Annotated in this window: 18 protein-coding genes and 5 tRNA genes; all 23 read left to right on the top strand. The window is 29.1% G+C overall.

Features of this window, described 5'->3' with window-relative positions:
* Positions 1-133: 133 nt before the first annotated feature.
* The 23 genes from C4B24_RS01820 (at position 134) to C4B24_RS01710 (ending at position 21,078) form a co-directional block, all read left to right on the top strand.
* A complete protein-coding gene (locus C4B24_RS01820) occupies positions 134-811 on the top strand; it encodes a hypothetical protein (RefSeq protein WP_131598779.1) in 678 nt (225 codons plus the stop codon).
* Positions 812-830: 19 nt separating this feature from the next.
* Entirely contained in the window at positions 831-1,460 is a 630-nt protein-coding gene (locus C4B24_RS01815; protein ID WP_317133707.1) for a ribonuclease HII, read from the top strand.
* A 30-nt stretch (positions 1,461-1,490) separates the two neighbouring features.
* A complete protein-coding gene (locus C4B24_RS01810; protein WP_246005069.1) occupies positions 1,491-2,324 on the top strand; it encodes an MAGa7180 family putative nuclease in 834 nt (277 codons plus the stop codon).
* A 238-nt stretch (positions 2,325-2,562) separates the two neighbouring features.
* The gene (locus tag C4B24_RS01805) at positions 2,563-3,420 is read left to right on the top strand and encodes an aspartate carbamoyltransferase catalytic subunit (protein WP_131598777.1); all 858 of its coding nucleotides are present in this window, start codon (positions 2,563-2,565) and stop codon (positions 3,418-3,420) included.
* Positions 3,420-4,727 (top strand): glutamine synthetase family protein, encoded by a 1,308-nt coding sequence (locus C4B24_RS01800; protein WP_131598775.1) that lies wholly within the window; start codon positions 3,420-3,422, stop codon positions 4,725-4,727. The genes C4B24_RS01805 and C4B24_RS01800 overlap by 1 nt, the downstream gene beginning before the upstream one ends.
* 47 nt (positions 4,728-4,774) lie before the next feature.
* The gene (locus C4B24_RS01795; RefSeq protein WP_131598773.1) at positions 4,775-5,353 is read left to right on the top strand and encodes a YaaA family protein; all 579 of its coding nucleotides are present in this window, start codon (positions 4,775-4,777) and stop codon (positions 5,351-5,353) included.
* Between the two features lie 290 nt (positions 5,354-5,643).
* The gene (locus C4B24_RS01790; protein WP_131598771.1) at positions 5,644-6,876 is read left to right on the top strand and encodes a dihydroorotase; all 1,233 of its coding nucleotides are present in this window, start codon (positions 5,644-5,646) and stop codon (positions 6,874-6,876) included.
* The gene (locus tag C4B24_RS01785; RefSeq protein WP_131598770.1) at positions 6,876-7,190 is read left to right on the top strand and encodes a carbamoyl-phosphate synthase domain-containing protein; all 315 of its coding nucleotides are present in this window, start codon (positions 6,876-6,878) and stop codon (positions 7,188-7,190) included. Before C4B24_RS01790 ends, C4B24_RS01785 begins: the two co-directional genes overlap by 1 nt.
* Entirely contained in the window at positions 7,180-7,956 is a 777-nt protein-coding gene (locus C4B24_RS01780; RefSeq protein ID WP_246005071.1) for a carbamoyl phosphate synthase small subunit, read from the top strand. Before C4B24_RS01785 ends, C4B24_RS01780 begins: the two co-directional genes overlap by 11 nt.
* Entirely contained in the window at positions 7,949-11,131 is a 3,183-nt protein-coding gene (gene carB, locus C4B24_RS01775; protein WP_131598766.1) for a carbamoyl-phosphate synthase large subunit, read from the top strand. Before C4B24_RS01780 ends, carB begins: the two co-directional genes overlap by 8 nt.
* A 22-nt stretch (positions 11,132-11,153) precedes the next feature.
* Positions 11,154-12,119 (top strand): dihydroorotate dehydrogenase, encoded by a 966-nt coding sequence (locus tag C4B24_RS01770; RefSeq protein ID WP_131598764.1) that lies wholly within the window; start codon positions 11,154-11,156, stop codon positions 12,117-12,119.
* Between the two features lies 1 nt (position 12,120).
* Positions 12,121-12,822 carry an orotidine-5'-phosphate decarboxylase gene (pyrF, locus tag C4B24_RS01765; protein ID WP_168388318.1) on the top strand — a complete coding sequence of 234 codons (702 nt, stop codon included), beginning with the start codon at positions 12,121-12,123 and terminating at the stop codon, positions 12,820-12,822.
* Positions 12,815-13,414 carry an orotate phosphoribosyltransferase gene (gene pyrE, locus C4B24_RS01760; RefSeq protein WP_131598760.1) on the top strand — a complete coding sequence of 200 codons (600 nt, stop codon included), beginning with the start codon at positions 12,815-12,817 and terminating at the stop codon, positions 13,412-13,414. The genes pyrF and pyrE overlap by 8 nt, the downstream gene beginning before the upstream one ends.
* Before the next feature lie 42 nt (positions 13,415-13,456).
* The gene (locus tag C4B24_RS01755; protein WP_131598758.1) at positions 13,457-14,179 is read left to right on the top strand and encodes an SDR family oxidoreductase; all 723 of its coding nucleotides are present in this window, start codon (positions 13,457-13,459) and stop codon (positions 14,177-14,179) included.
* Between the two features lie 358 nt (positions 14,180-14,537).
* On the top strand, positions 14,538-16,283 hold the full coding sequence (locus C4B24_RS01750; RefSeq protein ID WP_131598756.1) for an SGNH/GDSL hydrolase family protein: 1,746 nt from the start codon (positions 14,538-14,540) through the stop codon (positions 16,281-16,283).
* A gap of 122 nt (positions 16,284-16,405) precedes the next feature.
* Positions 16,406-18,100 (top strand): SGNH/GDSL hydrolase family protein, encoded by a 1,695-nt coding sequence (locus C4B24_RS01745; protein WP_131598754.1) that lies wholly within the window; start codon positions 16,406-16,408, stop codon positions 18,098-18,100.
* A gap of 41 nt (positions 18,101-18,141) precedes the next feature.
* On the top strand, positions 18,142-19,884 hold the full coding sequence (locus C4B24_RS01740; RefSeq protein WP_168388317.1) for a DUF2779 domain-containing protein: 1,743 nt from the start codon (positions 18,142-18,144) through the stop codon (positions 19,882-19,884).
* 163 nt (positions 19,885-20,047) lie between these two features.
* Positions 20,048-20,124: transfer RNA gene (locus C4B24_RS01735), tRNA-Pro, on the top strand.
* Between the two features lie 3 nt (positions 20,125-20,127).
* A tRNA-Ala gene (locus C4B24_RS01730) sits at positions 20,128-20,204 on the top strand.
* Between the two features lie 4 nt (positions 20,205-20,208).
* Positions 20,209-20,285, top strand: a tRNA-Met gene (locus C4B24_RS01725).
* A gap of 28 nt (positions 20,286-20,313) precedes the next feature.
* Positions 20,314-20,390 (top strand) — tRNA-Ile (locus tag C4B24_RS01720).
* Between the two features lies 1 nt (position 20,391).
* Positions 20,392-20,484: transfer RNA gene (locus tag C4B24_RS01715), tRNA-Ser, on the top strand.
* A gap of 132 nt (positions 20,485-20,616) precedes the next feature.
* Positions 20,617-21,078 carry a MarR family winged helix-turn-helix transcriptional regulator gene (locus C4B24_RS01710; protein WP_131598750.1) on the top strand — a complete coding sequence of 154 codons (462 nt, stop codon included), beginning with the start codon at positions 20,617-20,619 and terminating at the stop codon, positions 21,076-21,078.
* Positions 21,079-21,394 lie beyond the last annotated feature (316 nt).

Below are 21,394 nucleotides of genomic sequence, written 5' to 3'. Positions count from 1 at the left end.
TGAATACCATAATTAAATATGTAATATTTTAAAAGCAAATGCTATAATTTAGTGAGCAAATCAATAAGTTAAAGTTTAATTAAAATAGTTGATTTATAACATATAAGACTAATTAAAGAATAAGAAGGGCAAAATGAAATTTAAAAGTAAAAAAATATTTTTACCAATCGGTGCAATGGTTATTGTAACTACAACATCAATAATTGCTACTTCTTGTGGCAAACAAAAAGATTCAAATATTAAAAATGATGTTAGTTCTAGAATGAATCACTCAAACAATATTGGTATTGGTGGCGAAAAAGGTGAGTTAAAAGATATAGATTATTATGAGAAAAAATTAGCTAAGTTAAGTGAAGAAAGATATGAGTGAAATTCTTGATTCCAATCTGGAGCTGGTTATTATAAAGTTTCTGATTTCATTGAAGCAATACAAGTTTTCCTTCAAAGTTTTAAATTACAAAAAGATTTTTTAAATAATGATGATGTTTGAAAAGATAAAACAACAACTGATATGGAAAAATTAACAAGTAATATTCCTGAATTTGCAGGTTGAATAAGAAAAACATATAAGCCATTTGAAAAATCAGATTTAATAGAAAGTTTTTTATGGTTTATGAAAAAAACTTACTATAAAAAAGGTGATAAAGAACTAAAAGATATCGACATTAATGAAATTGAAAAAGCAATCTCTACATATTTCAGTCAAGAAGAACTTATTTTAAATAAAAAACTTCAAGAAGCTATGTTTAAAAAAACTTTTGTTAAAAGAGTTGAAAAGCAAACAGGGCTGCACCAATTTACAAAAAAATAACTTAAATAATGCATGTTATGTGCATTTTTTTATTTATACTTTTAATACTATGTATAAATACGAACGAGAACAAATTTTAAAAGGGAAAAAGTTAATTGCTGGATGTGATGAAGCAGGAAGAGGCCCACTTGCAGGTCCAATAGTTGCTGCATCATGTATTTTGCCTTTAAACTATAAAAATGAATTAATTAATGATTCTAAGAAAATGACAGAAAAAAATAGAGAAATAGCATTTGAACAAATAAAAGCAGATGCAATTGCTTTTAATATACAAGTTTTAGATGCACAACAAGTTGATATACTTAATCCCAAACACGGATCAAGAGTTGCTATGGCTGAAGCTGTTAAAAATCTTAATCCTCAACCGGATTATGTTTTAGTTGATTTTGAAACTATTCCAACCAATATTTCTCAAGAGGGAATTAAAAAGGGTGATACACTTTCAATAACAATTGCAGCTGCGAGTGTTCTAGCTAAGGTTACAAGAGATAGAATTATGGTTGAATATTCAAAAGAATATCCGGAATATGGCTTTGAATCACATAAAGGTTATGGAACTAAAAAACATATGGAAGCTCTTAAAAATTTTGGTGTAACTCCTATTCACAGAAAGAGTTATAAACCAATAAAAGAATTATTAAATAAATAATAATTTAAATATTTTCGTTATAATTTATATATGAATATTAAAAGACACTTTTACAATGGGAGAGAATACTCTCTAGATATGGAAAACAAAGTAATTAGATTACTACCGAGTTTTCACGATAAATTGAAAAATAAGGAATTATGAGGAAGATTTGGTTTTAAAAAAATGGGTGGTTCATCAATAGGGGATGTTCTTGAAACAGATCAATTTAAATCGCCATTTAAGGCATTTGCAAGAATGTCATGAATTGATATGCCAATTCTTGATAAGAAGTATATAAATGCCGGGATTGCAATAGAGCCAAAAGTTCTTGATTTAATTGCATCTCAACCAGGGGTAGAATCAGTTCGAGGATTTGATGCAAAAAAATACAATTATGATTATTTTGCAGGTAAAGATGACATCATTGGTGGATTACCTGATGGTTTAGCTCAACCAGGGAATATTGTTATTGAGGTTAAAACCGCAGGTGCTAAAAAATTAGATCAATGAAAACGTTTTGGAGTACCTGAGGGTTATCTTAAGCAAGCTCAACTATATACTTATCTAATGGGATTTAAGACTTATGCTATTGTTGGAACATTTTTAGAAGAAGAAGATTATCATTTACCTTCTTTATATCCAATTAAAAAACGTAGAACAAAAACTTGGCCCTTTACAATTAATACAAAACAAGTTGAAGACGATATTGCTTTTGTAAAAAAATGATATACAAAACATGTTGAACTTGGTGTTTCGCCACAATTCAATGAAAAAAGAGATGCAGATTTAATTGATTACCTATTATGTAAAGATGAGGAAGAATGAAGAATATTACAGGAAAAATGATTGGCCAAAGGTAAAATAAACCTTGAGACACTTTAAAATCCTAATAAATTTATAAAATAATCTTAAGGGATTATTTTTTTAAGTTTAACTAACTTTTAAGAATGCAAAACATTAATAAAGTGCTATATTTTAATATTTATCCTTGGTTGGATCCCTTTATTTTAAAGAAAGAATATAGGTTTGTAATTTTTTATGGGCTTACATTTTTTAAAATTAGATTTTTATAACTTACTAATTTGCTAAAATGGAATAGTTTTATATTAAAATATTCATAATGAAATTTTTAACTTTGGAAAATTGAAGTGAACAAAATCTTATTGAATTCTTCAAAAGAATTGATGAGAATGATTTTTGCTCTCTCAAAGGAAAAAGTTACGCACTTCTATTTTTTGAGAATTCAACTAGAACCCACTACTCCTTCATAAAAGCAATTCAAGATTTGGGGGGTAATGTATTAGATTTTAACTCTCGCACTTCTTCAATAAAAAAAGGAGAATCTTTTTATGATACTGTTAAAACATTCGAATCTTTTAAAGTTAATGGAATAATTATTAGAGATTCACAAGAAAAATATTGAGAGAAATTGCAAGGTATAAAAGTGCCAATAATAAACGCAGGTGATGGAAGTGGTTCTCACCCTTCACAAGCATTGCTTGATATGTATACAATTTACAAAAATAAGAAAACTTTAAGAAATTTAAATATTCTAATTTTGGGTGACGTTAAACATTCCAGGGTTGCAATGACTAATATTGCTGCATTAAGAAAAGTTGGTTCAAGAGTTGATATTTCTGGTCCAACTCAATTTAAAATTAATGATTCTAATTGAATTGATGAATTTGATTCTAGAATAGGCGAATATGACGTTGTTATGCTCTTGAGAGTGCAGCACGAAAGGCTTTCAGATGGGAAATATAGTGTTGACAATTATAACGAACACTTTGGATTAAATTTGTCAAGACTTAAACAAATGAAAAAAAATGCTTTAATAATGCATCCTGGTCCTTTTAATAGAGGGGTTGAATTAACGGATGAAGTTGTAGAAGATTCAAGATGTAAAATTTGGGAGCAAGTTTCAAATGGGGTTGAAGTTAGAAAAATGATATTAACAATGACTATGGAGGATGAATAATGACAAGAAAAACACTAATGAAAAAGATTGAAAACTCTGGTATTGAATTTATCCAAATGCAATTTATCAATATACTTGGTGAGTTACATAGTGTTGAGATACCTGTTAATAATATTGAAGATATACTCGACTCAAAAATAATGATTGACGGTTCTTCTATTAAAGGTTATACAACAATAAAAGATTCTGATTTATTTTTGAAACCTGATTTAGAAACATTTTTAATTTTACATTTCTTTGACACTCCGTATAAAGTTGCAAGATTTATATGTGATATCTTGAAGAAGGATGGAACAATTTTAGAAGGCGCTCCAAGACAAATACTTAGAAAAGTTGAAAGTAAATATCAAAAACAAGGATTACAATTATTTGCAGGTCTTGAAGCCGAATTCTTTTTATTAAAAAGGAATGATAATGGGGAAATAGTTTCCTCTGATAATGCCAAGTATTTTGGAGTAACTCCTTTTGATACAACAGCTGATTTAAAAAGAGAAATATCTATGCAACTAATAAAGCATGATTTTAATATTGAAGCTTTTCATAAAGAAGTGGCACCAGGGCAACATGAGATTAATTATAAATATGATACAGTATTAAAAACGGCTGATAGAATGATTACATTTAAATGAATTGTAAAAACAGTTTCAAAAAGACATGGTTATATAGCAACATTTATGCCTAAACCTTTTAAAGGTGTAAATGGTTCAGGATTGCATACTAATATTTCTGTATTTAAAAATGAAAAAAACTTATTTTGCAATGATAAAAATGAATTATCAACTTACATGATGCACTTTATTTCAGGAATTAGTCAAAGGATTAGAGAAATATCATTATTAACAAACCCGAGTGTAAATTCATATAAACGTCTAGTTCCAGGTTTTGAGGCTCCAAATTGTATAGCATGATCTGATTCAAATAGATCTACAATGATTAGAGTTCCAGCTTCAAGAGGAATGGGAACAAGGGTTGAGGTAAGGTGTGTAGATGCAATATCTAATCCATATATTATGTTGGCCGCTATATTTTCAGCTGGTATGGAGGGTATTAAAAATAAAGCAAAACCTATGGAACCTGTCTATGAGAACTTATTCAAATTATCAACACAAGAATTAAAGGCGAAAGGTATAGAGATGCTACCTGCAAACTTAGGTGAATCAATCGAATTGTTTAAGGAATCAACTTTTGTTGAAAAATTATTAGGTAAAGAGCAGAAAATAAAATATCAAGAATTTAAATATACTGAGTGATATGAGTACACACAAGTTGTACACAATTGAGAAATTGAGAAATATATAAAATATTAATATAAGGTAAAACGTTCAAGTTTGCCTTTTTTATTTATAATTTTCTTATGAAAATAATATTAGGACCAGCAAAGACTTTTAATTTAGAAAATCCAATTAACGAATCAGTTCCAAGACCCAAATACATCTTGACTGCAAAAGAGATTTTCCCTAAATTTAAAGCTCTTTCTTTAAAAGAACATAAAGAACTTTACAAACTATCAGATAAAAAAACACAAGAAGTTTATGACATGCACCAAACTCACGGGCAAAAATTGTATTATGCAATTGAAATGTATGCCGGGCAAGTATTCAAACAACTTAAATTAGAAGAGTATGACAAAGAATGACTAAATGAACATGTAGTCATAATAGATGCTCTATACGGGATAATTAAACCATTTGATTTAGTTGCTCCATATAGAATATATTTTGATCTTAAGCAAGATATAGTTGACTTAAAAGAAAAATGAGCCGACAAAATAAATGATTATTTTAAAAATGAAGATGAAATTATAAATCTTGCTTCAAAAGAGTACTCTCAATTTATCAAAAGAGATATGACAACATTTGAATTTCCTGGATCAACAATGGCACTTAAAAAAGCAAGGGGTCAAAAATTGCACGAATTGATTAAGAAAAAGTAAAGTAATAAAAATAAAATTTACACTCTCCATATATAAAAGGAGTGTGATTTTTTTATCTTTTAAACCAATAAATAAAATAGCCATTTTCTTATGTTAGTAAAAGTTAACATGCAAAGTCACGTATTATTCATTAAAAATGTGTAAAATATTAATAATGCAAAAACAAATACTAATTAAAAATGAAAATGTCTTCGAGGAAACTTGCTCTTCTCAATTTTCATTTTTAATTACATATGCCGTTTATAAGAGTTAATTCTCTTATATTTTTTTGCAAATTTTAAGGGGGCGTTATGAGATATGTAAACGGTAAAGTTTATTATATGGGGGAATTGGTTAAAAAAGATTTTGCTATAGTTAAAAATAGAGTTACATTTAAAAATATTGATAGGTGTGAAGAAGAAATTGATTTAACTGGCATCATTGTTTCGCCGGGATTTGTTGATGTTCATATTCATACTAGGGTTCCAGGATTTGAATATAAAGAGGACATAAAGCATGTAACACAAGCACTCATTTATGGTGGATTTACACATGCAGTTGCTCAGTCTAATACTAACCCAAGACCTAATACTGTTGGAACATTCAAAAAAGTCCAAAAATTAATAGATGAATCAGAAGTTAATATTATTCAAGCTGCGAGAATTACAAAAGAAGAAAAAGTTGTAAACATTAAAAAGATTTCAAAATATACAAGATTATTTACTGATGATGGAGAACCTGTAGTTGATGATATAGAAATGCAAAAGGCAATAAAAAGTGCTAAGGAAACTGATTCAACATTAATACTCCATGAGCAAGATAGTAATATTAAAGGCCAAATGTACCATTGTTCTCTTTCTAAAGAAAATAAAATAGCAGCATTTAATGAAGATTATGAATCCAATATTGTAAGAAGAGATATTAAACTTAATGAAAATATTAATGCTAAATTACATTTTCAACACTTATCTACAAAACAATCAATTGAATTAATAAAAAAAGCAAGGAAAAATGGAATGAATATAACTGCCGAGGTTACGCCACATCACTTATTCTTTGATAACGAAATGATTATTAATGATGGTAAGTTCAAAATGAACCCTCCCTTAGCAAATCCAAAAGGAAGGTTAGAACTAATAAAAGCATTGAAAAATAAACATATAACAATTATTGCAACTGATCATGCTCCACACGCAAAGGAAGAAAAACAAGGTGGTTTTGAAGATTCCGTAAATGGAATAATAGGTTTAGAAACTTCTTTTGGTGTAGTTAATACAATAGCAAAGCAATATAAAATACCGCTTAAAACAATAATTGAGTCAATGTCTTTAAATCCAGGACAATTAATTGGAATAGACACAAGTATTAAAGAAGGTAAAATAGCTAATTTAACTTTTCTAGATGTTAATGAAAAATGAGAATTTAAAGAAAAAGATATAAAATCAAAATCTTCTAATACTCCATTTATTGGTATAGAACTTATTGGTAGGGTAAAAGGGATTGTGCTGAATGGTAAATACAAGAATTTTAAAGGAGAAAAATAATGAATGATATTAAAATAGTTTTAGCTAATGGTGTAGAAATTCCATGTAAGTCTTTTGGTTATAGAAAGGATGTTTATGCTCCATTTATATTCAACACTTCAATTGTTGGTTATCAAGAAGCACTAACAGATCCTTCATATAAAAAAGAGATATTAGTTATGTCATTTCCAATTCAAGGTATATATGGAATTAATGATTTAGATTCTGAGTCAAGTAAAGTCCATTTATCTGCATTTGTGGTTAATAATTTGGAAGATAATTTTTCTAATAATTATGCAACTAAATCATTAAGAGATTTTTTTGGTGGAAAATAAAGTTCAAGGTGTATCTGGTGTTGATACAAGATTCTTAGTTAAACAAATAAGAGAAAAAGGATCAATGTATGGTGCAATTGTGAACATAAACGAACCAAAAGAAGAGGTATTGAAAAAGATTCAAAATCTTAAATTAGAAGAACATGTAAAAGAAGTTTCCCCAAAAGAAAAAGAAATTTTAAACCCTAAAGGCAAAAAACATATTGTTTTCTATGATTTTGGAGCCAAAGGTAATATTTTAAATATGCTTATTAAAAGAAATTTTAAAGTGACTGTTGTTCCACATGACACAACTTCAAAACAAGTTATGAATTTAAAACCTGATTTTGTATTTTTGTCAAATGGTCCTGGTGACCCTGCTGAACTAACTGGAATAGTTGATGAAATTAAAGAATTGATAAAAAATAAAGTTAAAATAGCTGGAATTTGCTTAGGACATCAATTAATCTCTCTCGCTTTAGGGGGTAGAACAACAAGGTTAAAATTTGGTCACCATTCTTCAAATCATCCTGTTAAAAATATAGAAAATGGGAAAGTTTATATCACGACTCAAAATCACAATTACACAGTTTTAGAGGGTTCATTACCTCAAGGGGTAAATACTTTCTTGAAATCATTGAATGATAAATCTGTTGAAGGTTTGAAATCAGAAGAATTTGGTGTTATTTCAACTCAATTCCATCCTGAAGCTGCGCCTGGACCAAGTGATGCATATAAATTCTTTGATATGTTTATTGAATTTGTAGAAGGGGGTAAAAATGCCTAATAGAAAAGATATTAAAAAGATTTTAGTTCTTGGTTCTGGGCCAATTGTAATTGGTTCAGCAGCTGAATTTGATTATTCTGGTACACAAGCATGTTTAACTTTAAAAGAACTTGGTTACGAAGTTATTCTTGTTAATCCAAATCCAGCAACAATTATGACAGATGAACAAATAGCGGATAAAGTATATATGGAACCATTAACTGTTGATTTTGTTAAATGGATAGCTTCTATTGAAAAACCAGATGCAATCATACCAAACTTAGGAGGTCAAGTGGCTCTTAATCTTTGTGTTGAATTACATGAAAAGGGTATTTTAGATAGATATAATATTGAAATTTTAAGTCCTCCAATTGAATCAATTATTGGTGCAGAAGATAGGGATACATTTAAAAAAGTTATGAAAGAACTTGGTGCTCCAATGGCTCCTTCAATTATTACCAATAATATTGAAGATGGTATTGAATTTGCGAAAGTAATACAATTCCCAGTAATTATTAGACCTTCTTATACTATGGGTGGTTCAGGTGGAGGAATTGCTAAAAATGAATTGGAATTAAGAAATATTTTAAGTAGAGGTTTAAGGTTATCACCAATTGGCGAATGTATGGTTGAAAAATCTATTGCAGGTTTTAAGGAAGTTGAATATGAGGTTATGCGTGATTCAAATGACACTGCTATAGTTGTGTGTAATATGGAAAATATTGATCCAGTAGGTATTCATACTGGTGACTCTATGGTCGTTGCACCTTCATTAACACTTACAAATAAGCAATATCAAATGCTTAGAGATGTGTCTCTTGAAATTATTAGAAGATTTAAAATCGAAGGTGGATGTAATGTTCAAATTGCTTTGGATGAACATTCTGATCAATTCTATATTATTGAAATTAATCCACGTGTTTCAAGATCATCTGCACTTGCTTCAAAAGCGACTGGTTATCCAATTGCTAGAATATCAGCAATGATTGCAGTAGGTATGACTTTAGATGAAATAATAAATCCAATTACTAAAAATACCTTCGCATCATTTGAACCATCTATTGATTATGTTGTAACAAAACTTGCAAGGTTCCCATTTGATAAATTCAGATCAAATAAAGCTGATATTTCAACTTATATGCAAGCCACAGGTGAAACAATGGCGATTGGTCAATCTTTTGAAGAGTCATTTTTAAAATCATTAAGATCATTAGACGCTGAATTTAAATTTACTTGAGATGATAAAACAAATTATAAAAAAGAAGAATTGTTAGAAGAAATGAATAACCCAACTGCATATAGAATATGACAAATATTTAATGCATTTAGAGTTGGCGCAACTATAGAAGAAATATATCAATCAACAAAAATCAATAAATTCTTCTTAAACAAATTTGAAAATATTATAAAACTTGAAAAAGAACTTAGTGAGAATAAGGGTAGTAAAAAAGCTATTTTAAAGGCCAAGAAATATGGTTATTCAGATTTTGCAATTGGTAAATTATGAGGTATGCATGAAATGGAAATTTATAAGTTTCGTGAAGAAGCAAAAGTAAAACCAGTATTTAAAATGATTGATACATGTGGTGGTGAATTTGAAGCGAAAACAAATTATCTTTATTCAACATACAATGGTTTTGATAATGAATCAAAGGTTTCAAATAAAAAGAAAGTAATAATTATAGGTTCTGGTCCAATAAGGATAGGGCAAGGTGTTGAATTCGATTATTCAACAGTTCATTCTATATGATCATTTAAAAAACTGGGATATGAAACAATAGTCATTAATAATAATCCTGAAACAGTTTCAACAGATTTTTCAATTGCTGATAAATTATATTTTGAACCAATTAATTTTGAAGAAGTTAAAGAAATAATTGACTTTGAAAAACCTGATGGAGTTGTTCTTCAATTTGGAGGGCAAACAGCAATTAATGTTGCTGAATATCTTGAAAAAGCAGGCGTAAAAATACTTGGAACACCAGTTAAATCTATGGATATTTCAGAAGATAGAAAAAAATTCGAAGCATTGCTTTCCAAAGAAAAAATAAGACAACCTAATTCAAAAGCAACTATGAAACTTGAAGATTTACCAAAGCTAGCTCTAGAAGTTGGTTATCCAGTATTGATTAGACCATCATACGTTATTGGTGGAAAAGGTATGCAAGTTGTTTATAACGAAAAAGAACTTAAACAATATTTAAAGTTAAATGCACTTGATTATAAAGATAATATGATTCTTATTGATAAATATTTAGCCGGTAAAGAAATAGAGGTTGATTGCGTTTCTGATGGCGAAGAAATATTGATACCAGGAATTATGGAACACATTGAAAAGAGTGGTATTCACTCAGGAGATTCAACTACGGTTTATCCAACTATTTCCCTTAAGGAAGAGTTGAAAGTGGAAATAGTAGAAACTACCAGAAAACTTGCAAGAGCTCTTAAGGTAAAAGGTTTGATGAATATTCAATATATTGTATATGAAGATAAGCTATATGTATTGGAAGTTAATTTGCGTTCTTCAAGAACTATTCCATTTATTTCTAAATCAACAAAACAAAATGTTGTGGATATGGCAGTTCAAATATTGGATGGTAAAAAGATAAAAGAAATATCAAAACAAGTTGGTGAATATAAATCAAATAACGAGAAGTATTATGTAAAATCGCCTGTATTTTCTTTCCATAAACTATACAAAGTTACTGATATAGTTCTTGGTCCAGAAATGAAATCAACAGGAGAATCAATTGGTATTGACTACAATTTAGATAAAGCACTTTATAAATCATTGTTAGGTGCAAACTTTGATCCATTAAAACACTCGAAAGTTATCTTGAGTGTTTCTGACGAAGAAAAAAGTCAAGCACTTAAAATTGCTAAGAATTTAAGAAGAGTAAAAATTAAAATTTATGCAACACCAGGGACACATAAATTTTTAAAAGAAAATGGTATTGAATGCCATGTTGTTGAAAAATTAGATGGTGAAAATAATATTATTGAGTTAATTAAAAGAGAGCAAATATCATATATTGTAAATATACCTACTTCAGGTAATGCTTCAATAAATGATGCTCGTAGTATTAGGACAATAGCATTAAAAGCAGGTGTTCCTGTTATAACATCGATGAGATTAGGAAGGGCTATTGCAAGAATGACTGAATTTATGAGATTTCTTGTAAATGAAGCATATTAAATTTAAATAAAAGGAGATAAATATGAATACAAAAATTAAAATGCCGGGAATTATATTTGAAAAGCCAGTTTACAATGGTTCAGGATCATTTGAGTATGGAGAATACCAATGAACAGCCTTTGCAAAAGCAAAAGATTTTAGTGGACTACCTGTTGTGACATTAAAAACATCAACAATTAAATCAAAAATTACACCAGAAAAAAGATCAAACTTAATGCACTCAAAAGGATCGCAAATTATGAATTCAATTGGATTGCAAAACCCACCAATAGAAGGTGTTGTTAAGAAGATTGCTGAGTTTAATGAGATGATTGAGCAACCATTAATTGCTTCTGCATCTGGAGATACTATTGATGAATTTGCTGAAAATGTAAGAATTCTTTCAGAACAAGATGTTGTTGCTGTAGAAATTAACTTATCATGCCCAAATGTTGATAAAGGTGGAATAACATTTGGAACAGATGTAGAAGTTGTAGAAGAAGTAGTTAGAAGATGTAAGGAAGTTTCTAAAAAACCTATTTATGTAAAATTAACACCTAATGTTACAAATATTGCAGAAATTGCAATTGCTGCTGAAAAAGGTGGGGCAGATGCAATTATTGCTATTAATACATTATTGGGATTCATGGTTAATCCAGAAACAGGTAAACCCGTTGTTGCTCGTGGATATGGTGGATATTCAGGTCCTGGAATATTCCCAGTTGCTGCAAGAGCTGTACACCAAATATATAAAGTTGTTAACATTCCAATTGTGGGTGTTGGTGGTATTACAACAGGACAAGATGTTATTGACATGCTTTCTGCTGGTGCTTCAGTTTGTCAAGTAGTGACAGCTTCTCATAATGAACTTGGATTCTTTACGAGAATAAATAAAGAAGTTGAAGAACTATTAGAAAAATTAGGTGTAAAAGATATTAATGATATTATTGGTAGATCACATAAATTTAAGCCTACACAAGTATTACCACAAGGGCAAAACTCACATTAATATGAAATATAATTCAAGGATTATTATTGCATGTGATTTTGATTCAAAAGAGCAATTATTTAAATTATTAAATAACTTAAAGGATAAAAAATTATTTTTAAAATTGGGTATGCAATTGTTGTATAAAGAAGGTTTTGGATTTATTGAAGAACTTAAAAAAATGGGACATAATATATTTATTGATTTAAAAGTACATGATATACCCAATACTGCAAAGAATGCAGTTAAATCAATTATGAAATATAGTCCTGATTTCATTACTATTCATGCATTAAATGGATTGGAAGCTATGCAAGCAATGCAAACACAAGTTGAGGGGACAGCATCAAAGCTGTTAGCTGTAACAATTTTAACGTCAATGTCACAACAAGATATTGAGTTAATCAATATTAAGGTACCTGTTAAAGATGAAGTTAATACCTTACTTGAACTTGCAAATAAAGCTGGTATTTGGGGTGCTGTTTCAAGTGCTCAAGAGTCTCATTTAGTAAAGAAAAACAACCTTTACTCAATTACACCTGGAATAAGATTGGAAACAGATGACAACCAAGATCAAAAAAGAATTCTTACACCATATAAAGCAATTAAAAATGGATCCGATTTTATTGTTGTGGGTAGAACTATAACACAATCAAAAAATCAAATTAAAGTTTATGAAGAAATAGAAAAACAAATCAAACAAGCGGAGGAAGAAAATGAATAAAATAGCAAAGCATCTTTTGGACATTAAAGCAGTTCAACTAAATACAAAGGAAAAATTTACATGAGCAAGTGGTATTCAATCACCGATATATACCGATAATAGATTAATTATGTCTTACCCTAAAATTAGAAACGAAATAGAAGAGGCGTTTGCACAAATGATTAAATCTGAATTTCCCGAAGTAACCCTACTAATGGGCACAGCAACAGCCGGGATACCACACGCTGCCTATCTTTCAACAATAATGGATTTACCAATGGGTTATGTTCGTGGGAGTGCTAAAAATCATGGAAAGCAAAACCAAATTGAAGGATTTGTTTCTGAAAATGAAAAAATTGTTGTTATAGAAGATTTATTTTCAACAGGTGGTTCTTCATTGGAGGCAATTAATGTTTTAAAGGATAAGGGTTATAACGTTTTAGGAGTTGTGTCTATATTTTCTTATGGTCTTGAGAAACTTAAAAAGAATTTTAAGGGTATAAAATACCACTCTCTTGTAACTCTAAAAGAATTATTGGAAGTATCAAAAGAAGTTTCATATTTAAAGGAAGAAGAAATAGAAGAAGTTAAGATTTTCATTAGTAACTTATAGTTACTTTTTTTGCTATAATTTCAAAATAAAAAGGGGCATATAATGAAAAATAAACATATTGTTATCACGGGGGCATCTAGTGGATTTGGTGCAGAAATGGCGAAGCTTTTCGCAAAAGATGGTCATAATTTAACTTTAATTGCAAGGAGAGTAGAATTAATTAAAGATTTAGATCTTTCTAATGTATTAATAAAGAAAGTTGATGTAACTAATTTTGATGAATTCAACGAATCGATTAAGGAAGCGGAGGAAATGTTTGGTCCAGTTGATCTTTTAGTAAATAACGCAGGTGTTATGCAATTAGGTCAAATGGGAGAACAAAGTAGAAATGAATATAATACAATGATTGATGTAAATATCAAAGGTGTTATCAATGGAATTGAAACAGTTGTAAATAAAATGAAGAAAAGAAGAGAAGGAACTATTATTAACGTTTCCTCAATCGCTGGTAATAAAGCTTTTGCAAATCATGCTGTGTATTGTGGGACAAAGTTTGCTGTTAAGGGTATTACAGAAACTCTTAGGCAAGAATTGGCACCATTCAATGTTAGAGTAACAAATATCTCTCCAGGCGCATTCGCAACTGAACTATTAGGTCATACAACAAATGAGGGTATAGTTGATGGTTATGAAGATTGAAAAAATTCAATGGGAAAGATGGCAAAACCAATAGAGGTTGCAAAAATTATTAAATATGTTTTTGATGCTCCCCAAGAATTAAATATAAGAGAAATATCACTTCATACAACTAAACAAGTGGATTAATTGTGCTTCTGAAGCGCTTTTTTTTATTGAGTTTTAAGGAATGTCTGATTATAAAAATAAGATTGTCAAAATAGTCCAAAAGAAAATTTATATATTTGAGTGTATCCTTTTTAGGATTGGCTTGAAAATGGTCTTATATTTAGATAAAAATATTAAAACATTCTCCTTATTTTTTTATAACATTCAAATTAAAAGCCAACAATTGGACTTATTTCACTATTTTTATAACTTTTTTTGTATTTTGTTTTTTCAATATCATTAAAATACTTTGCTTGGTAAACTATTTTATAGTATACTAATTAATGAAATTGTTTTTTAAATTAAGAGAGCAATTTATCAAAGGTTAAAGGAGTTTTAAATGACAAAAACAACAAAAAAAATAATATTGGGATCAGTAACTATGTTTACAGCTATTGCTGCTCCAATAGCGACAGTTATATCATGTGGTGATAAAAAGAGTGATATAAGAAAAAAAGGTAGTTCTTCATTTCTAAATACAGAGGCAAGAGCTAAGTATGCAAAAGATATTGCAATAATTAAAAACGCTGATAATGATTCGAATCCTATAATAGATAATGACAAAGTGAATATTGTTTCGTTAGGTGATTCAGTTGCTGCTGGATATACACAATTAGATGGTAAAGATCACAGAGGATTTATGAATTCAAAAAAGGAAATTTCAGGTATTTCGTATGGTTCATATTTAGCAAGAGCTTTTAAGAAGCATAATAAACTTGCTGATTTCAACAATTTTGCAATAGGTGGTTCGACAACAACAACATTAAGAAATCAAGTTGATCCTTCGTATAAATTAGATTCTTCTTCTGAAGGGCTTAGAGATGTTATTATTAGCAAACTTGTTAATCCTATTCCTGGTGAGGCAAAAAGATTCTCTACAATACAAGAGAAGCTCAAAGAAGCAAATTTAATAACAATCTCTATTGGGGCTAACGATATTTTGGGACATATTAAATTAGGTGGTTTAACAATTTCTCAAATACTAACACAAGGAATTGGAAATCTAAAAATGACAGGTGGTCTTAGTTCATTAATCACTTATGATAAAGAAAAAATAAAAACATCTATTCAAAAAGCAAATCAAAACTTAATGGCAACAATTGCCAAGATTAAGGAAATAAACCCAACAGCAAAAATTTCTATAATTGGTTATCCAATGCCAATTACACAACTTGCATCAATATTAAAATTAGTTACCGATGATGAAGGGAAACCTGTGGTTGAAAAAATATTGGGTGCAGTAGATGGAATTGGAAGAGATATCGCTAGAAGATTTAAAACTATTGATTTTATAGATGGTTATATACAAAATGCTTGAGATAAAAATGCTCTTGAACTAGCACCTGAATTGGTTGATATTCACCCAGGTGCTAGAGGATATAGGAAAATTGCTTCAACTATATTAGCTAATTGAGCACAAGATAAAACTATTCTTTCTAAAACTGGTAATGAACCATTTGAAAAATCTTTTACAAAAAATAGATTAAAAGAAACTTACACACCAGAAATTAATGATTTAAGTAATTTAAGTTCAACACTTTCACCAGAAGCAACTAAAATAGAATCTTTAGCTAAGCCTTATAAATTAGTGCACTTTGCCGCTGCTATTGTGCCTAAAATTATTAGTGTGATTTCAGACACAAATGCTGATAAAACAACTTCTACAACAAAACCAGCAGTAAGTGTTTACAAATCATCTAAATCTAAAAGTTCACTTGATATTAAAGAAGTCTTTAGTAAAATCACTCCATTCATTAACTCATTATTTAGATCTGCGGATATTGGTTTATTATCTAATGATAAAAAAATAGTTGATGGTACTAGACAAGATCTTGAATTTATATTTGCTTTATTAGCTAAAAAAACAAAAGACATGCCTCTTGTTGGACCAATGTTACGAGTAATTATTGAAAATTCAATTAAAATTAATTCACCTGAAAAATCAAGTGCAGAAATAATGAAAGATCCAGTTTTAAATGTTTTTTATGATGGTTTTACAACGAAGGCAAGTAATCATAAAAAAATCACACATGTCAATGATGATAAATTTATTAAAAGAGGACCTGCGGACGACTATACAAAATAATATTTAAATACCTTATTGTAGGTATTTTTTTATATTATATTAAATACTTTGAAAAGAAAACTTTTATATTGTATACTTTTAAAAGTCAACTTATATAAGGGAAATTTTTAAAAGAGGTATAAATGAAGAAAAATAAAAAAATTATTATGGGTACATTTACTGGTGCAGCTGTAATTGCTATGCCTATTATAACTGTTGTTTCATGTGGTCATAAAAAAGATGAAACTATAATCAGAAAACCAAAATATTCCAATAATCAAAAAGTGGATTTGGCATCATTGATTCGTGAAAAAAATCAAAAGTTTATTTATGAAAATGATGATGATTCAAATCCTATTCTAGATTATAAAAAAATTAAAATTGTTTCACTTGGGGATTCTGTTTCTGCAGGATATTCACAATTAGATGAAAAGGATCATAGGGGATACTCGAATAATGGCAAAATAAGTGGAATATCTTATGGTTCATATATCGCAAGAGCATTGAATAAAAATAATAAGTTATCAGAATTTAATAATTTTGGTATTGGTGGTGCAACTACTGATACCCTAAGAAGCCAGTTAGATCCAAAATATAAACTAAATGGCAATTCTGAAACAAGGAGTAATTTGATAAATGCTAAATTAGTATTTCCTGAAAAAGGTGAGAAAGAACGTTTTACAAAAATTCAAGAAAAACTAAGAGAAGCTGATTTTGTAACTATTTCAATTGGTGCTAATGACATCTTATATAGTCTTAAAATAGGTGGATTAACAATCAATGAAATTCTTGCGAAAGGTACAGATAAAATCAATATGTCAGGTGGTATAAATTCACTTATAACTTATGATAAAAAGGAATTTAATGCTGCCGTTAAAAAAGCGCAAAATAACTTAATGGCAATAATTTCTAGGATTAAATCATTTAATTCAAAAGTTAAAATAGTAATAGTTGGGTATCCAATGCCAATTACACAATTATCTTCTATTATAAAAATAGTTAGAGATTCAGATGGATGTTCACTTGCTGAAAAATTATTAAAAACACTTGACGGAATTGGTGGTAGAATTGCAAATCAATTTAATACTGTTGATTTTATTGATGGCTATATAGAAAATACCTGGGATAAAAACTCGATAACACTTGCACCTGAATTATTAGATATCCATCCAGGAGCAAGAGGATATAAAATGATTGCAGCAACTATACTATCAAGGTTGACTGGAATAACTAACACCAAAATAGATGAAAGAAATGCATTTTTACCTACTGATTCAAAAGTTCGTTTGAAAGGTTTTTATGGAGATTCTATAAAAGAATACACTGATATTAATTTTCCATTAACTAAAGAAGAAGAAAAAGTAGATGGGCTTGCAAAACCATATAAGCTTTTCCGTTTTGCAACAAACCTTATAGCTAAAATAGTTAGGACTAACAATGCATCTAATTCTCTAACAACTGATTTAATAAAAAATTATGGAAATACTTCAATGGCAGATAATGCAAAATATCTATTCCCATTTATTAAACAACTTTTTAAATCCGCTGAACTAGGATTGAATTCAAATGAAGAAATTGTTAAAAAGGGTGTTGAACAAGATATTAAATTTATAATCGCTTCATTTTTAAATATAGCTTCAAAATTTAAAACTGGAATTCCAACTGATCCAAACAGTATTTATGGATTAATGAAAATATTTGTTCCTGAAATTTCAAATGGGGGAATGCCATTAATTAAGAAATTATTAGATGCTAATATGGATGCAAATATTTTAAATGAAAAAGCAATAAAAAATATAATCGCAAATGGTCCAGCAAAAGATTATCTAAAACAATAAATAATCCCCATCGGGATTGTTTTTTATTCTATAATATGCATATGGAAAAAGTAGAACAAAAAATAACTTTTGGTAAATTAAAAAAATTACTTACATGTCAACCTTATTTTATTTGAAATTCAGTAGAGGATTTAGGACTTGATAAGAATGATGATGACATTGATCAATTTTCATTCCAAATGCCTGGAATTGTAGATGTTGTAGCGCCTACTGTAACACAAGTTCAAATGAAAACATTCCACAAAGTCAATGAAGAATTTTATGATTTTATTCAAACACTAGGAAGAGTTGCATGAACTTCAAAGATGAGTTCAATGGAAGAAAGAGCTGAAGAAACTAAAAAATTATTAAGAAATCCAGGTGTAGATATTATCTTTGAACCTGTTTTTAGGTATGGAGATGCATTCTCTGTACCAACAATATACGATAAAAAAAATAAAAAAATTTCTAACTTAAAAATCTCTTCCTCAACAAAAAGAATTGATTTAGTTAAACCATATTTTGATTATCAAATAGCAAATAAATGTAATGTTAAGGTAGAAGCTATCTCATACTTTGTTTTAGATACAAAAAAATATAAGGCTTTTGAAATTGCTTTTTATGAAACTTTTAAAGTTAATACATCTACAACATCAAGAAATGATAAAAATGCAAAGCAACATAATGATTTTGTATCAATGCGTAGAAAGAAAACTGGTAATGGTGTTAATAAAAAAGGTGTTCACGACGAAAAAAATACAATTTTTAATATAGTTGCTTGCGCTGCAGAATTTGGTTCTAAGTCAAAACCAATTCAATTTGAAGGTATTGATTATTATATTAGATTGATAAAAGAAGCAAAGGATGCAGAATTTGAAAACGGATTAACAGCTGAAGATAATCAAGCTTTTGGTAGTAATCCAGCGACACCAACAATTATTGAATATCTTCATCCTCAATTTGTTGGTTACAATGGTAAATTTGTTAAAAAGAAAGATATCCAAGAAGGTAAGACATTGCAGGAAATTGCTGATAATAGTTTATTGATTCAATCTATTTTAAATGAACCCGTAACAATTACAGAACGTGATGAAGCCCATTCATATATAGAAAGGCTAGAAAAATCAAGAGTTATTTGATATGACTTTGAAGGATTTTCTCTACCCTTTCCAACTATTGCTGGATTTACACCATTCCAACAAGCAACTTTTCAAGTATCGATAATAGAAACAAATAATATGGAAGAGAAAAAAAAGATTAATCACATCTATGACCCACAAACATTCTCATATACTGATTTTCCTGAATTAATAGATATGATTTATTCAAATAAAGCTGATTATTATGTTGTCTATAATGCTGGCTATGAAAATCCACGTATGATGGAAATGGTTGCAACATTAAGAGATATGAACTATCCTGGATGAGTTGAAGTTCAAGAGAAGGTTCTTTGAATTATAGAAAGAACAGTAGATTTAGCAAAACCTTTTGCTGCAGGTTCAAAAGATTCTTTACCAATTGTATTTATTCCCGAATTAAAAGGGAAACACTCAATAAAATTAATTGAAAAATATATCACTAAAAATAACTATTGATTTAAGGATATGATTAAACCTTATAAAGATTTAACTATTCAAAATGGTGGTATGGCCATGGAAGCTGCTATTCAAAGAGCTATCGGTGTTGTTGGTGATAATGAGTGAGAAGAAAAACAAGGTGTTCTTAAAGAATATTGTGAAAATGATGTTAGAGCAATGATAATGGTTTACCAGTTAATTAAAGAATTGTTTAAGCAAAAAAGTTAATTATTTTCTACTTTTCTACCTTTTATATTGTTATTAATAGGTGAAATTTCAAGATTTTAATAGGTTATATTCGAAATATTTGATTTTTTTTAACAAACTTGCATTTTTTTATATATAATAATTAAGCACAATATGAAACAAAGTATTTTGTAAACCTAATATTGGAGAAGTAGCTCAGCTTGGTAGAGCGCTACGTTTGGGACGTAGTGGTCGAAGGTTCAAATCCTTTCTTCTTCACCATTTGGGGGGGTAGCTCATCTGGCTAGAGCGCCTGCCTTGCACGCAGGAGGTAGTGGGTTCGATCCCCATCCTCTCCACCAAATTGTCACGGTAGCTCAGTTGGTTAGAGCATCCGGTTCATACCCGGAAGGTCGAGAGTTCAAATCTCTCTTGTGACACCAAATGGACAACCCAATATATTACAGATAGGGACCTATAGCTCAGTTGGTTAGAGCACTCGGCTCATAACCGATCGGTCACAGGTTCGAGTCCTGTTGGGTCCACCATGGGCAAATACCCAAGTCTGGCTGAAGGGACTGGTCTTGAAAACCAGCAGGGGCTTCACGGCCCGCGGGGGTTCGAATCCCTCTTTGCCCGCCAGTGTTAAAATCAACTCTAAAGGTTGGTTTTTTCTTTCTTGTTTTTTAAATACTATTTAGTTGAGAGAGCCAAAATTTATAATTTGGCTTGAATAATAGTTGCTTTTTAAAATAATAGTTATATAATTTTTCTATGAAACTTAAAACACACATTCAAAAGTTAGATTTAAATCAAGAAGAAAGACTTAGTAGAGTGCTATTTTTGATCCAACAAAACACCAGAAGAATAGAAGAAGACTTAATTATAAAAAGAAAATTAAATATATCACATAGAGAACTTATTTACATTGTTTTCTTAAAAGATTGTCAAGGAATGAATATGATGGATATATGTGATGTTATGGCATTGAGTAAAGGTGCTTTTTCAAAAGCTGTTAAAGCATTAGTTACTAAAGGTATTGTTAAAAAGAAAAGATCTAAGATTGATACTAGAACATCAACTCTTTTATTAACTAAAGAGGGTGAAAGGGCATATGGGGTTTATAATGAAGCTCGTCAAATTATTCACTCTGAAATTATTTCTAAAATATTTAATGAAAAAGAAGTAGAGAATTTGTATGAAATTGCTGATAAATTCATAAAAAGCGAAAAATAATCGCTTTTTTATTTTGCAAAATATATTTGCCCTATTATCCAAATAAATAAGATTAAAATGAAAATTTTGATTAAAGTTGACAATAGCAAATATATATAATTTTAATATTGGTAATAACTAGATTAAAGATACTTTAGACGTTATATTTATTGTAATTAAATGACATTATTAATTATTTTAACTATGCATATATAATTAATAAATATAGAAATAGCAACTATATTAGGATAAAAATTTAAGACACAACTCGGAAAGGGTGGTGTCTTTTATGAAACATTATAAATTTAAAGATAAATTGTGGGCATTAAAACAATTG

It is taken from the genome of Mycoplasma marinum (genome assembly GCF_004335975.1).
GTDB lineage: Bacteria > Bacillota_I > Bacilli_A > Mycoplasmatales > Metamycoplasmataceae > Mycoplasma_K > Mycoplasma_K marinum.
This window is presented reverse-complemented; position numbering and strand designations above follow the sequence as displayed.